Origin of the sequence: Cellulomonas sp. PS-H5, from assembly GCF_019265565.1 — a bacterium.
Taxonomy (GTDB): Bacteria; Actinomycetota; Actinomycetes; order Actinomycetales; family Cellulomonadaceae; genus Cellulomonas.
In genome coordinates this window covers 1-13,694 of record NZ_JAHVCI010000017.1, presented here as the reverse complement: position 1 = coordinate 13,694, position 13,694 = coordinate 1, and the positions used below count along the sequence as shown (strand labels likewise).

The 13,694-nt window shown below is 74.1% G+C and carries 13 protein-coding genes and 1 tRNA gene; 9 read left to right on the top strand and 5 right to left on the bottom strand.

Going from position 1 to position 13,694, the window contains the following annotated elements:
- Positions 1–92 precede the first annotated feature (92 nt).
- Both J5O08_RS08935 and J5O08_RS08930 read left to right on the top strand, forming a co-directional pair.
- Positions 93–1,232 (top strand): acyltransferase, encoded by a 1,140-nt coding sequence (locus J5O08_RS08935; protein WP_218706521.1) that lies wholly within the window; start codon positions 93–95, stop codon positions 1,230–1,232.
- A complete protein-coding gene (locus tag J5O08_RS08930) occupies positions 1,229–1,438 on the top strand; it encodes a hypothetical protein (protein ID WP_218706519.1) in 210 nt (69 codons plus the stop codon). The genes J5O08_RS08935 and J5O08_RS08930 overlap by 4 nt, the downstream gene beginning before the upstream one ends.
- A gap of 98 nt (positions 1,439–1,536) precedes the next feature.
- On the opposite strand, the gene J5O08_RS08925 is transcribed toward J5O08_RS08930, so the two are convergent.
- Positions 1,537–1,619 (bottom strand) — tRNA-Leu (locus J5O08_RS08925).
- A gap of 234 nt (positions 1,620–1,853) precedes the next feature.
- On the opposite strand from J5O08_RS08925, the gene J5O08_RS08920 reads away from it, so the two are divergent.
- Genes J5O08_RS08920 through pknB form a run of 7 tightly spaced genes read left to right on the top strand, consistent with a single transcriptional unit; the run spans position 1,854 to position 10,743 of the window.
- On the top strand, positions 1,854–2,567 hold the full coding sequence (locus tag J5O08_RS08920) for a DUF3662 and FHA domain-containing protein (protein WP_147795101.1): 714 nt from the start codon (positions 1,854–1,856) through the stop codon (positions 2,565–2,567).
- A 21-nt stretch (positions 2,568–2,588) separates the two neighbouring features.
- Entirely contained in the window at positions 2,589–3,086 is a 498-nt protein-coding gene (locus tag J5O08_RS08915; RefSeq protein WP_218706517.1) for an FHA domain-containing protein, read from the top strand.
- Between the two features lie 8 nt (positions 3,087–3,094).
- A complete protein-coding gene (locus J5O08_RS08910; protein WP_218706516.1) occupies positions 3,095–4,426 on the top strand; it encodes a Stp1/IreP family PP2C-type Ser/Thr phosphatase in 1,332 nt (443 codons plus the stop codon).
- Positions 4,426–5,901 carry an FtsW/RodA/SpoVE family cell cycle protein gene (locus tag J5O08_RS08905; protein ID WP_218706515.1) on the top strand — a complete coding sequence of 492 codons (1,476 nt, stop codon included), beginning with the start codon at positions 4,426–4,428 and terminating at the stop codon, positions 5,899–5,901. The genes J5O08_RS08910 and J5O08_RS08905 overlap by 1 nt, the downstream gene beginning before the upstream one ends.
- A complete protein-coding gene (locus J5O08_RS08900) occupies positions 5,898–7,355 on the top strand; it encodes a penicillin-binding protein 2 (protein ID WP_218706514.1) in 1,458 nt (485 codons plus the stop codon). Before J5O08_RS08905 ends, J5O08_RS08900 begins: the two co-directional genes overlap by 4 nt.
- Positions 7,352–8,743, top strand: coding sequence for a serine/threonine-protein kinase (locus J5O08_RS08895; protein ID WP_218706513.1), 1,392 nt, complete (start codon positions 7,352–7,354; stop codon positions 8,741–8,743). The genes J5O08_RS08900 and J5O08_RS08895 overlap by 4 nt, the downstream gene beginning before the upstream one ends.
- Positions 8,744–8,745: 2 nt before the next feature.
- The gene (gene pknB, locus J5O08_RS08890) at positions 8,746–10,743 is read left to right on the top strand and encodes a Stk1 family PASTA domain-containing Ser/Thr kinase (protein ID WP_308281497.1); all 1,998 of its coding nucleotides are present in this window, start codon (positions 8,746–8,748) and stop codon (positions 10,741–10,743) included.
- A gap of 150 nt (positions 10,744–10,893) precedes the next feature.
- On the opposite strand, the gene J5O08_RS08885 is transcribed toward pknB, so the two are convergent.
- From J5O08_RS08885 to J5O08_RS08870, 4 genes are all read right to left on the bottom strand, one after another.
- Complete coding sequence (locus J5O08_RS08885; protein ID WP_218706511.1) at positions 10,894–11,766, bottom strand: hypothetical protein; 873 nt, start codon at positions 11,764–11,766, stop codon at positions 10,894–10,896.
- A gap of 346 nt (positions 11,767–12,112) precedes the next feature.
- Positions 12,113–12,736 carry an aminodeoxychorismate/anthranilate synthase component II gene (locus J5O08_RS08880; RefSeq protein WP_218706510.1) on the bottom strand — a complete coding sequence of 208 codons (624 nt, stop codon included), beginning with the start codon at positions 12,734–12,736 and terminating at the stop codon, positions 12,113–12,115.
- A 2-nt stretch (positions 12,737–12,738) separates the two neighbouring features.
- Positions 12,739–12,900: a hypothetical protein gene (locus J5O08_RS08875; protein WP_166938077.1), complete on the bottom strand. Its 162-nt coding sequence runs from the start codon at positions 12,898–12,900 to the stop codon at positions 12,739–12,741.
- The coding region (locus tag J5O08_RS08870) for a class E sortase (RefSeq protein ID WP_255589524.1) at positions 12,900–13,694 on the bottom strand (795 nt) is incomplete at its 5' end. The genes J5O08_RS08870 and J5O08_RS08875, both read right to left, overlap by 1 nt.

Sequence of the window (13,694 nt, the reverse complement as noted above, 5' to 3'; positions counted from 1 at the left end):
CTCACCCGCACGCATGCCTGATATGTCCGCTTTGTGACAGGCTGCCCGCACCAGCAGCGGGGCACGGGCAGGGCGGGACGCCAGGGGGCGACGTGACGATCGAGACCACCACGAGTGCGCGCGTCGAGGGGGTCGACGCCCTGCGCGGACTGGCCGCGATCGCCGTGTTCGTCTGCCACATCGGCGGCTACTGGGGCTTCCTCGACCTGCCGGGCAAGCTCCCGCAGCTCGTCGCGGCCGGAGCGCACGGCGTCGACGTGTTCATCGTCATCTCCGGGTTCTGCCTCGCCCTGCCGCTCGCCGGGCACCGGCGGCCGCTGCGGGTCCCGCAGTTCTACGGCCGCCGCGCCTGGCGCATCCTGCCGCCGTACTACGTCGCCCTGGCGATCGCCGCCGTGCTCGCGCTGCTCCCGGCGACCTGGCACCTGACCGTCGCCCGGCAGGCGTCCCTCGGCGATGTCCTGCTGCACGTCGTCACCGGGCAGGCGTGGGTGCCCGGGGAGGTCGGCACCATCAACGGGTCGCTGTGGTCGGTCGCGCTGGAGGTCCAGCTGTACCTGCTGTTCCCGCTGCTCGTCGTCGCCTGGCGCCGCTGGGGCATCGCCCCCGTGCTGGTCGGGGCGGTCGCGCTCGACCTGGCCTGGCGGGGCTCCGGGGCGCTCGGCGGCCCCGCCCCTCTCGGGTCCGACCTCGTCGTCCCGGCCCGGCTGGACCAGTTCGTCGGCGGCATGGCCTGCGCCGTGGCGATCCGCGCCGGCTTCACCTGGTCCGTGCGCCGCGGCCTGGTCGTGTTCGCGATCGCCACCCTGGCCGCGCTCGGCACCTCGACCCTCGACCTCGGGGTGTTCACCGGCGTGGCATGGGCCGCCGCCGGGTCGAGCGCGGTGCTGCTCCTCGCCGGGCCGCTCGGCCGGGCGCTCGGGGGCACCGTCCTGGACCGGTTCGGCGCGCGGTCGTTCAGCTTCTACCTGCTGCACCAGCCGGTGCTGCTCGTCGGCGCCCCGGTGGTGGCGCTGCTCCCGGGCGGGACGGCGGTCCGGCTCGTCGTCGGCGGACTCGCGGCGTTCGGCGCCACGGCTCTGCTCGCGGAGCTGATGTACCGCGGGGTCGAGCTGCCCAGCCACCACGCCGGGCGTCGACGCTTCCCGGTCACCGTCGCGCTGCCGCCGAGCACGCGGGTCACCGCGCGGGACGACCGGCGCGACGACCTCCCCGAGCCGACGCCGGTGTGACCGTGCCCAGCCGGATGAGCCGCGAGCGGCGACGCGGACTGCTCGTGCTGCTGAGCGCCGCGTCGGCGTGCTGGGTCGCCCTGCTCGTGGTGGCCGTCGCCACCCGCGACCTGCCCGTCCTCCAGACGGTGACCACGTCCACCGTGCTGGCGATCGCGTGGATCTCGTGGGCGGTCGACGTCCGTCGCGGTCGCCGCGATCGGTGAGCCGGTCGCCCCGGCGCGGTCCTGGCGACCGGCCGCTCGGTCCCGGACGCGAAGAACCCCCGGCCGGATCTCTCCGACCGGGGGTTCCCCGTCATGTGTGCGCGAGGGGGGATTTGAACCCCCACGCCCTTTCGGACACTGGCACCTGAAGCCAGCGCGTCTGCCGTTCCGCCACTCGCGCGCCGCAGAAGATTAACACGATTCCGGGGGCCCTCCTGACCACCCCGCAGCGGCGCCCCGGGACCCCGCCTGCACGCCCCGCGCACACCCCGCCGCGACCTCTTCACCAGGGACGCGCCACACCCGTCGTCCTCAGGGAGAGCCTCAGGACCTGGTCCGCGGCTACCATCGACGCAGTGTGTCGGGTGCAGGTTCGCGCCCGACCGTTCGCGCGTGCGGTGAGGAGGTGGTGGGCGTGGGCATCCTGGACCGGTTCGAGCACGGTGTGGAGCGCGTGGTGAACACCGCGTTCGCCAAGGCCTTCCGCAGCGAGGTGAAGCCCGTCGAGCTGGCGAGCGCGCTGCGCCGCGAGGTCGACGACCGGGCCGCGGTCGTCGGCCGCGACCGGACGGTCGTGCCGAACGAGTTCACGCTGGAGCTGTCGCCGTCGGACTACGACCAGGTCGAGGCCTGGGGCGCCGAGGCGCTGGCCGACGAGCTGGCCGCGAACGTCACGGAGCACGCGACGGGCCAGCGGTACGCGTTCGTCGGCCCCGTGACGGTGGCGTTCCACGAGTACGAGGACCTCGAGACCGGCCGGTTCCGGGTGAAGTCGGCGACGGTGCGCGGCGCGGCCGCCCCGGCGACGACCGCCGCCCCGAGCCCGCGGCACCCCCTCATCGACATCGACGGCCAGCGCTACCTGCTGACCGGCCCGGTCACGGTCATCGGCCGCGGCTCCGAGGCCGACATCGTGGTGGACGACCCGGGCGTGTCCCGCCGGCACCTCGAGATCCGCGTCTCGTCGCAAGGGGTCGTCGCCTCGGACCTCGGTTCCACGAACGGGTTGTTCGTCGAGGGCCACCAGGTCCCCGCCGCGACACTCCTGGACGGGAACACGCTCACCATCGGCCGGACCCGCATCATGTTCTGGACGGGCGACGGCGACGGACAGGACCAGGACGAGTGAGCCACGGCACGCAAGGCACGCATGAGTGAGCTGACGGTCACCCTGCTCCGCCTGGGCTACCTCGTGCTCCTGTGGGCCTTCGTGCTGTCCGCGATCGGGGTGCTGCGCCGGGACCTGTACGGGACCCGCATCACGAGCCGCCGCAAGCCGCGCGCCGCGGCTCCCGCCGGCCCCGCCACGGCCCCCGCCGCCGCCCCGGCTCCCGAGCGCGGCCGCGGCCGCAAGAACGGTCCGACCCGCCTCGTGGTCACCGAGGGCCCGTTGCGCGGCACGACGCTCCCGCTCGGGTCGTCGGCCGTGCTGATCGGCCGCGCCCCGTCCTGCACGCTGGTGCTCGACGACGACTACTCGTCCTCCCGGCACGCGCGGGTCTACCCCGAGGGCGGCCAGTGGCTGGTCGAGGACATGGGGTCGACCAACGGCACCTTCCTGGACGACCAGAAGGTCACGGACGCGGTCCCGGTCCGCCCCGGTGCGCAGATCCGCATCGGCCAGAGCGTCCTCGAGCTGCAGGGGTAGCGGGGATCGTGGGCATCGCGCTGCGGTACGCCGCCCGGTCCGACGTGGGGCTGGTCCGGTCGAACAACCAGGACTCCGCGTACGCCGGTCCGCACCTGCTGGTCGTCGCGGACGGCATGGGCGGGCACGCCGGGGGTGACGTCGCGTCGTCCGTGGCGATCGCCGCCCTCGCCCCGCTGGACGGCGAGTCGCACGGCCCCGACGACGCGCTGGACGAGCTCGAGCGCGCGCTCGAGGAGGCCCGCGAGGAGATCATCAGCCGCTCGGAGTCGAACCCCGAGCTCGCCGGGATGGGCACGACCGTCACCGCGATCCTGCGGGCCGGCAACAAGCTCGCGATGGTGCACCTCGGCGACTCCCGCGGCTACCTGCTGCGCGACGGCGTGCTGACCCAGGTCACGACCGACCACACCTTCGTCCAGCACCTGGTCAACACGGGCAAGATCACGCCCGAGGAGGCCGAGACCCACCCGCAGCGTTCCGTCGTCATGCGGGTGCTGGGCGACTTCGACGTCGACATCGCCCCCGACCTGTCCGTCCGGGAGGCGCGCGCGGGCGACCGCTGGCTGCTGTGCTCCGACGGGCTGTCGGGGTTCGTGAGCGGGGAGACGATCGCCCGGACGCTGTACGAGCTGCCGGACGTCGACACCTGCGCCGAGCGGCTGGTCCAGCTCGCGCTGCGCGCGGGCGGCGGCGACAACGTGACCGTGGTGGTCGCCGACGTGCTCGAGCTCAACGAGGTCCGCGACGGCGCCGGCCCCACCACGAACGCGGTGGTCGTCGGTTCCGCGGCCGTCTCGCGCAACCGGCCGACCGCCGCGCAGGACGGGCCCGCCGCGCGCGCCGCCGAGCTGTCCCGGCAGGCCAGCACCCCCGGCGGGGGCGTGGCCGTCGTGGACGACGCCGACGACGCGGAGGACGACCCCGACGAGCGCCGCGCGCGCCGGCGGCGGCGGACGCGCCGCGTCGTGCTGAGCCTGCTCGCCGTCGTGGTCCTGGCCGGGGCCGCGTTCGGCTTCTACCGGTGGACGCAGACCCAGTACTACGTCGGGGTCGACGGCGAGGTCGTCGCGATCTACCGCGGCATCCCGCAGTCAGTCGGACCGCTGTCCCTGTCGGAGGTCGTCGAGAACACCGACGTCGTCGTCGACGACCTGCCCGCGTTCGTGCAGGAGCGCCTCGACCAGACGATCCACACCGCGACGCTGGCCGACGCCCGCGAGCGCGTCGAGTCGCTCGCGGCGGACGCGGAGCCGGAGCCGGAGCCGAGCCCCACGCCCGCCCCGACCACCCCGGCGGCCCCGGCGGACCCCGCTGCCACCGCACCGGCGGGACCCTGATGGCCACGGTGGAGGCGCACCGCGTACGCGCCGGCCGCGGCACCGAGCTGGCCCTGCTGGTCCTGGCGCTGGCGATCGCGATCGCCGCGTACGCGCTGGTCGGCCTGGGCGCGACCGACGAGCTGCCCGCCGACGTGCTCGGGTACGGCGCCGGCCTGGCCGGGCTCGCGCTGGTGGTGCACCTCGTGCTGCGCTGGCGCGCGCCCTACGCGGACCCGGTGATCCTGCCGTCGGTGATCGCGCTCAACGGCATCGGCCTGGCGATGATCTACCGGATCGACCTGGCCCGCGAGGCCCGCGGCGGCACGGAGATGTTCGCCGGGAAGCAGCTCGCGTGGTCGGCCATCTCGGTCGTGCTCGCGTGCGTGGTCCTCGTCGTGCTGCGTGACCACCGCACCCTGCGCCGGTACACCTACACGGCAATGGTCGTCGGCCTCGCGCTCATCGTGCTCCCCCTGGTCCCCGGGCTCGGCGTGACGATCAACGGCGCCCGGATCTGGGTCCGCGCGCTCGGGTTCTCGCTGCAGCCCGCCGAGCTGGCGAAGATCGCGCTGGCCGTGTTCTTCGCCGGCTACCTGGTCACGCACCGCGACACGCTCGCCCTGGCCGGACCCAAGGTGCTCGGCCTGCAGCTCCCGCGCCTGCGCGACCTCGGCCCGATCATCGTCGTCTGGGCCGCCTCGATCGCCGTCCTGGTGCTGCAGAGCGACCTCGGCACCTCGCTCCTGCTGTTCGGTCTGTTCGTCGCGATGCTCTACGTCGCGACCGAGCGGCTGTCCTGGATCGTCATCGGCATGGTGATGTTCGCCGGCGGCGTCGCCTTCGCCACCACCGCGTTCGGGCACGTCGCGGCGCGGTTCCACATCTGGCTGCACGCGCTCGACCAGGACGTGTTCGAGCGGTCCCCGGGCGGCTCCGGCCAGCTGGTGCGCGGCCTGTTCGGGCTGGCCAGCGGCGGGCTGTTCGGCACCGGCTGGGGCCAGGGCCGGCCCGACCTGGTGCCGTTCGCCGAGTCGGACTTCATCATCGCGTCGCTCGGCGAGGAGCTCGGCCTGACCGGGCTCATGGCGATCCTCACGATCTACCTGGTGCTGTGCCAGCGCGGCCTGCGCACCGCGATCGGCGTCCGGGACGGCTTCGGCAAGCTGCTCGCCGCCGGCCTGGCGTTCGTCATCGCGTTCCAGTGCTTCGTCGTCGTCGGCGGCATCACCCGGATCATCCCGCTCACGGGCCTGACCACGCCGTTCCTCGCGTACGGCGGCTCCTCGCTCCTCGCCAACTGGATCGTCGCGGCGCTGCTGCTGCGCATCTCCGACGACGCCCGGCGGCCGGCACCCGAGCCCGTCGGCGAGCTCCTGACCACGCCCGCGGGCGGGACCCCGCTCGACGAGGACGCCCGCAACCCCGTCGCTGTCGCCGGCGACGACCAGCCCACCGAGCAGCTGCGCCGCACGTCCGGGGGTGGTCGCGCGTGAACACCGCCCTCCGCCGCCTGGCGACGGTCGTCGTCGTCATGTTCCTGGCCCTGCTCGCCGGCACCACCTGGGTGCAGTTCGGCCAGGCGTCCGCGCTGAACAACGACTCGCGCAACGTGCGCACGCTGTACCGGGAGTACGGCAAGCCGCGCGGCCCGATCATCGTGGCCGGCCAGCCCGTGGCGCAGTCGACGGCCGTCGACGACCCGTTCGGGTTCCAGCGCTCCTACAGCCAACCCGAGCTCTACTCGACCGTCACGGGCTTCTACTCGGTCGTCAACGGCGGCTCCCAGCTCGAGCGCTCGATGAACGACGTGCTCACCGGCCAGGCCGACTCGCTGTTCTGGACCCGTATCCAGGACCTGATCACGGGCGCGCAGCCGCAGGGCTCGTCCATCGAGCTCACGATCGACCCGGCGGCCCAGCAGGCGGCGGTCGACGCGCTCGGCGGCCAGCAGGGCGCGGTCGTGGCGGTGGAGCCGTCGACCGGCCGGATCCTCGCGATGGTCTCGACGCCGGGCTTCGACCCGAACGCCCTCGCCACGCACGACACGACGGCGGCGAACGCGGCGTACCAGCAGCTCCTCGCGGCCGAGGGCGACCCCCTCATCAACAAGACCACCAGCGAGAACTACCCGCCGGGGTCGACGTTCAAGCTGGTCACCGCCGCGGCGGCCCTGGAGTCCGGCGCCTACACGCCCGACTCGGTGCTGTCCGCGCCCGACGTCTACACGCTGCCCGGCACGCGGACGACCCTGCCCAACTTCGGCGGGTCGTCCTGCGGGGCGAACCAGCAGACGACGCTCGCCGACGCGCTGCGGATCTCCTGCAACACGGCCTTCGCGTCGCTCGGGGTGGACCTCGGCGACGACGCGATCCGCGAGCAGGCCGAGAAGTTCGGCTTCGACCAGACCGACCTCACCGTGCCCATGCGCGTCGCCGCCTCGCGGTACCCCGAGGACCTGGACGACGCCCAGACCGCGCTGTCGGCGATCGGCCAGGAGTCCGTGCGGGCGACCCCGACCCAGATGGCGATGGTCGCCTCGGCGATCGCGAACGGCGGCACGCTGATGACGCCGTACCTGGTGCAGACCGTGCGCACCGCCAACCTCGACGTCGTCAGCGAGGCGGACCCGACGGAGCTGTCCCAGGCGGTCTCGCCCGCGACCGCGCAGCAGCTGACCGACATGATGATCGGCGTCGTGCAGTCCGGGTCGGGCACGTCCGCGCAGATCCCCGGCGTGGCGGTGGCCGGGAAGACCGGCACCGCGCAGACCGGCGTCGAGGGCGACGCCCCGCACGCCTGGTTCACCGGCTTCGCGCCCGCGGACAACCCCCAGGTCGCCGTCGCGGTCATCGTCGAGCACGGCGGGTCCGTCGGCTCCGAGGCCACCGGCGGCCGCGTCGCCGCGCCGATCGCCAAGGCCGTCATCGAGGCGGTGATCAACCCGTGAGGCCGGCACCGGGCGTGGTGCTGGGCGGGCGCTACCGCCTGACCCGGCAGATCGCCGTCGGCGGCATGGGCGAGGTCTGGGCCGCGCACGACGAGTCCCTGGCCCGGGACATCGCGATCAAGGTGCTGCGCGAGGAGTACGCCGGCGACACCGGGTTCCTCGAGCGGTTCCGCACCGAGGCGCGCAACGCCGGCAGCCTGTCGCACGCCGGCATCGCCGCGTTGTTCGACTACGGCGAGCAGGACGGGTCCGCGTTCCTGGCGATGGAGCTGATCGTCGGCGAGCCCATGAGCGACCTGCTCGAGCGCGAGCCCGTGCTGCCGCCGCGGCGGCTGCTGCCGATCCTGGCGCAGACCGCGCGGGCCCTGCACGCCGCGCACGAGGCCGGCGTCGTGCACCGCGACGTGAAGCCCGGGAACATCCTCATCACGCCCACGGGCAAGGTGAAGATCACCGACTTCGGCGTCTCGCTGTCCAGCAACCAGGTCCCGATGACCGCCACCGGCATGGTGATGGGCACCGCCCAGTACCTGTCGCCCGAGCAGGCCGTCGGCGGCCCCGCCACGGCGGCGTCCGACATGTACGCGCTCGGGATCGTCGCCTACGAGGCGCTGGTCGGGCACCGGCCGTTCACCGGGCCGACCGCCGTCGACATCGCGGTCGCGCACGTGAACACCCCCGTCCCGCCGCTGCCACCCTCGGTGGACCGGCAGATCGCGCGGCTGGTCATGCGGCTGCTCGCCAAGGACCCGGCCGACCGGCCCCGGACCGCCGACGAGCTCGCCGACCTGTTCGACGCGCTCGTCCCGCACACGCCCGCCGGCGGCAGCCCGCCGGTGTCGATCGTGCCGGGGCGTTCGGCCTCCGGCGCCGGCGCGGGCGCCCGGTCGGGCGCGCGCGAGACGGCCGGCGAGTCGCGCGCGACCGGCTCGCGGCCCAGCGAGGCCGGCGCGATGCGGGTACGCGGCTCTGCCGGCTCGGCCTCCTCCCCCGCGGCGACCGCGACCGACACCCCGCCGTCGTTCGACCCGCGGACGGGACGGCCGACCACGGGCGCCCGCACGGCCGCGCCGGCGCCGACCTACCGCGCGACCGGTGGCCGCGGCGGCGCGCACAGCAACCCGACGACCCGGGCGCACGCCCGCGTGCAGCGGGGCACCGGCGGCGGGCGGTTCCACGTCCGCTGGCCGCTCCTGGTGCTCGCCGTGCTCGTCGTGGCGCTCTTGGGCGCCGCGCTGGCCGACCGCCTGACGGGTGACACGGGGTCGCTCGCCCCCGTGGGTACCAGCGAGTACACCCGGGCGGCCACCGAGGGTGGGATGATCTGGCGAGCACTGCCCGGTGCAACCGCGCCGGACGCGCAGACGACGACAGCGAAGGACGCCTAGTGGTGGACGACGGATCCCGGATCCTCGCCGGACGGTACGAGGTCGGTGAGCTCATCGGCCGTGGTGGCATGGCCGAGGTGCACATCGGGCACGACGCGCGCCTCGGGCGCACCGTGGCGATCAAGATCCTGCGCTCCGACCTCGCGCGCGACCCGTCGTTCCAGGCGCGGTTCCGCCGCGAGGCGCAGGCCGCGGCGGGCCTCAACCACCCGTCGATCGTCGCCGTCTACGACACCGGCGAGGACGTGTACACCGAGCCGACGGGTGCGACCGCGCACGTGCCGTTCATCGTCATGGAGTACGTCGAGGGCCACACGGTCCGCGACATCCTCCGCGACGGCCAGGCCGTGCCGATCGAGGAGGCCATCGAGATCACCGCCGGCGTGCTGTCGGCGCTCGAGTACTCCCACCACGCGGGCATCGTGCACCGCGACATCAAGCCGGCGAACGTCATGCTGACGCCCACCGGTGCGGTCAAGGTGATGGACTTCGGCATCGCGCGCGCCGTCGCCGACTCCGCGGCCACCATGACGCAGACCCAGGCCGTCATCGGCACCGCGCAGTACCTGTCGCCCGAGCAGGCCCGCGGCGAGACCGTCGACGCCCGCTCCGACCTGTACTCGGCCGGCTGCCTGCTGTTCGAGCTGCTCACCGGGCGCCCGCCGTTCATCGGCGACTCCCCCGTGGCCGTCGCCTACCAGCACGTCCGCGAGATCGCCCCGGCGCCGTCCTCCGTCGCGTCCGACGTGCCCGAGGTGCTCGACCGGATCACCGCGAAGGCGCTGGCCAAGGAGCGGGACGCCCGCTACTCGTCCGCCGCCGAGTTCCGCGCCGACCTCGAGGCCGCCGCCCGCGGCGGAGCCGTGTCCGCGCCCGCCGTGGCCGCCGCGGCGCTGGGTGCCGGCGCCGCGACGCAGGTCCTCGCGCCCGACGCGGCAGCGACCCAGGTCATGCCCGGCGACGCCCCCGCGTGGGCGCCCACCGGCCCCGGCACGTCGGTGCTGCCCGCGCAGACCGACGAGGAGCCGGAGGAGGAGAACAAGTCCAAGCGGTGGCTGTGGATCACGCTCAGCGTGATCGCCGTCCTGGCGGTGGGCGGCCTCATCTGGCTGCTGACGCAGGACCGGGAGCCGGACGTCGTCATGGTCCCCGTGCCGACCGTGACCGGTCAGGCGGAGGCGGACGCGACCACGGCGCTGACCGACGCGGGCTTCGAGGTGGACCGGCAGGCCGAGGCCAGCGCCGACGTGCCCGAGGGATCCGTCACCCGCACCGACCCGGCCGGTGGCACGGAGGCCGAGGACGGCTCCTCGGTCACCATGTGGGTGTCCACCGGGCCGAACGCCGTCACGGTGCCGGACGTCTCCGGGCTGACCCAGGACCAGGCGCGCCAGCAGCTCACCGACGCCGGCCTGGTCGTGGGTACCGTCCGCGAGGACGACAACCCCGCGCAGCCCGAAGGGCGGGCGCTGGGCACCGAGCCCGGCGCGACGCAGTCGGTCGCCGAGGGGTCGTCGGTCACGCTCGTGCTCTCGTCCGGCAACGTCGAGCTCCCGGACCTCACTGGCCAGACGGAGGACGCCGCGAAGGAGACGCTCAACGGCCTCAAGCTGACGGCCAACACGTCGTCCGAGGAGAGCGCGGCCGTCGCCCCCGGCACCGTGATCCGGCAGGACCGGGCTCCTGGCCTCGTCCGCCAGGGGTCGACCGTGAACCTGGTCATCGCCACCGCCCCGACGACGGTCACCATCCCGAACGACATCGTCGGCAAGTCCGAGGCGGACGCCACCGCGCAGCTCCAGGGCCTGGGCCTCCAGGTCGACGCCGTGTCCTCGGACGACCCGTCCAGCCAGCCCGCCGGGACGGTGCTGTCGTCCGACCCCCGGGCGGGCTCGACGGTCCCGCTCAACAGCACGGTCACCCTGACGCTGTCCTCGGGCCCGAACCCGACGGGCGGCAACCAGGGCAACGCCGGTGGCAACAGCGGCACCGGCGGCTGAGCAGCGGCACCCGCCTCGGCACGCGGGCCCCGATCCCCTCCGCGCGGATCGGGGCCCGCGTCGTCTCCCCGGTCCGCCCCGACCATCCGCCGAGATAGGACCTCCCCGGCGAGATAGGGCCGTGCGCGGTCCTATCTCGGCACGCGGGTCCTATCTCGGCGACGCGTCCCGGGGTGCTCTGCGGGCTGCTCGGCGGTAGGCGCGGCGCAGGCGGTCACCCAGGGCGTCCAGGTCCGCGAGGTCTGCCCACACCACGCGGACCACCATCCAGCCCTCGTCCTCCAGGGCGTCCTGGCGGCGCTTCTCCTCGAACACCGCACGTGCCGCGGTCGCCCGGTCCGGGCCGTACTTGACCCGCCCGTCGAACTCGACGGCCAGACGCTGCCCGGGCCATCCCAGATCCGGCCACCGCCACCCGAGGCGGGTCTCGATCCCGACCTGCAGCTCTGGCGCGGGGAGTCCCGCGTCGTGCACAGCCCAGCGCGTCAACGACTCACCCGCTGACTCGGCCCGTCCATCCGCGAGCTCGAGCACCTCCCTCGCCCGCCGCACGCCGCGCGCGCCGACCGCCTCCTCGATCAGTGTGCGGAGCACTCCGGCGTCCGCACCAGCACGCAACGCCGAGTCCGCGACCACCAGTCCCTGCGCCGGGGGCAGGGACGCGGCGCAGTCGAACGCGGTGCGTTCCAGCGACGTCGCCGGCAGGGCGGTCGCGAGGCTCACCTCCGCGACCCGCTCTGCCCGGCTCGTCCAGTGCCATGCCACCTCAGCACCATCACGCCGCGGCCGGGCGTGCGGGTTCACGAGACTCGTGACGTGCACGCGACCCGGCACGCGTGCCACCTCGCAGCCCCAGAGGACGGCGGCGGTCGTGTGGCTGAACCAGTGCTCGCCGGTCAGCACGAGGTGCAGTGCGGCGGCACGCTGCAGCAGGGCGTGCGTGTCGGCCGCCCAGCGCGGCTCCCGCGGGCCGGGCCAGCCGTAGACGCCACGCAGCACACGGACCAGAGCGCCGGCACGCACCCGCCGAGCGAGCTCGTCGGCGGGCAGATCAGCCGCACGCACGACGCGCGGCACGGCGGGCCGCAGGACGGGCGGAGAGGCTCGGCGTGGTGCGGTCAGGGCAGGCCCGTGGTCGAGGGCTGGCGTGAGATCCATCCACCCACCGTCGAGCGCGTGCGGCCGGCGCAGAGCACTCGTCCCCAGAACGGCCCCCGAAGAACCGGCTCTCACCCCTGTGGTCGCCCCACCGCCCCGTACTGGCGCGCCATTCCCCCCGTGGGGATAGGACTCCCCCGTCGAAATAGGGCCACCTCGGGTCCTATCTCGACGCGCAGGTCCTATCTCGGCGGGGAAGGTGCGTCGGGGCCTACGGGCGCACGAGGGGGTGGAGGTCCGCGGAGCGGGCGACCGCGTCCGACTCGCCCGTCAGGGTCAGCCAGTTCGCCAGGAGGCGGTGGCCGCCCTCCGTCAGGACGCTCTCCGGGTGGAACTGGACGCCGTGCAGCGGCAGGGTGCGGTGCTGCAGGCCCATGATGATGCCGTTCGCCCGCGCGGTGACCTCCAGGTCCGACGAGACGGTGTCGTCCACGACCGCCAGCGAGTGGTACCGGGTCGCGGTGAACGGCGTCGGCAGGCCCTCGAAGACACCGTGCCCCTCGTGGGACACCAGGCTGGTCTTGCCGTGCATGAGCTCCGGGGCGTGGGTCACGGTGCCGCCGAACACCTCGCCGAGCGCCTGGTGCCCGAGGCAGACCCCGAGCATCGGTGTGCCCGACTCGGCGCAGTCGCGGATGACCTGCATCGACGCGCCGGCCTCGGACGGCGTGCCCGGGCCGGGCGACACGAGGACCCCGTCGAACTCCCCGCGCTCGGAAATCGGCGGCACGGCGTCGTTCCGCACGACGACGGTCTCGGCGCCGAGCTGGTCCAGGTACCCGACGATCGTGTAGACGAACGAGTCGTAGTTGTCGACGACCAGGATGCGGCTCATCGTCAGCCCTCCCCCACGGTGGTGTCGTTGAACGGCATGTACGGGGCGAGCCAGGGGAACACCCACACGAAGCACGCGGCCAGGACGGCCACGGCGAGGACCAGCAGGATCAGGACGCGCACCAGGGCCGGCCCGGGCAGGTGCCGCCACAGCCACCCGTACATCAGGAGACCTCCGCGAGCTCGGCGGGCACGCCCTCGGAGACGGGGGCCCAGTAGTCCAGGACGCCGTGCACGATGTACCGCTCCCGCGCGGAGAACATCGGGTGGCAGGTCGTCAGGGTGATGAAGCGCTCGGTCGGCTCGGCATCCGGCTGGTCCGGCACCGGGGCGATCACCTGCACGTCGTCGGGCATGACGATCTGCGACGACGTCACGCGGTAGACGTACCAGGTGTCCTCGGTCCACACGACGATCGGGTCGCCCTCCTGGAGCTCCGCGATCCGGTTGAACGGCTTGCCGTACGTCGTGCGGTGCGCGGCGAGCGAGAAGTTGCCGACGCCGCCGGGCATCGCGGTGCCCTCGTAGTGTCCGACGCCGAGCGGGTTGAGGACGTTCGGCCGGTCGGTGCCCTGCGTGATGGTGCGGGTCGGCTCGCCGTCCCAGCGCGGCACCCGCATGGACGCGAACGTCGTGAGGTACTCCGGCTCGGCCATCACGGGCGGCTCGTCGTACCGCGGCGTGACGATCGCGGGGCCCTCGGACGCCTCCAACGGTGCCAGGGGCTCGTCCCAGCCCTGCTCCTGGACGAGCTGGGCCTGCTCGCGGTTCGACTCGACGTCCGTCCACCACAGCTGCCAGGCGAGGAACGCCAGCAGCAGGACGCCGGCGGTGATGAGCAGCTCGCCGAGGACGCCGACGGCACCGAGGACGACGCCGCCCCCGCCCGACGGCTGCCGGTCGCGCGACCGGCCCGCGCGCCGCCCTCCGCCCGCGCCGGACCCGCGCGCGCCGGACCC

Excerpts from the sequence above, each read along its gene's own strand:
- J5O08_RS08915 (WP_218706517.1), top strand. The coding sequence starts at position 2,589 with ATGAGTGAGCTGACGGTCACCCTGCTCCGCCTGGGCTACCTCGTGCTC.
- J5O08_RS08905 (WP_218706515.1), top strand. The coding sequence starts at position 4,426 with ATGGCCACGGTGGAGGCGCACCGCGTACGCGCCGGCCGCGGCACCGAG.
- J5O08_RS08880 (WP_218706510.1), bottom strand. The coding sequence starts at position 12,736 with ATGAGCCGCATCCTGGTCGTCGACAACTACGACTCGTTCGTCTACACG.
- J5O08_RS08875 (WP_166938077.1), bottom strand. The coding sequence starts at position 12,900 with ATGTACGGGTGGCTGTGGCGGCACCTGCCCGGGCCGGCCCTGGTGCGC.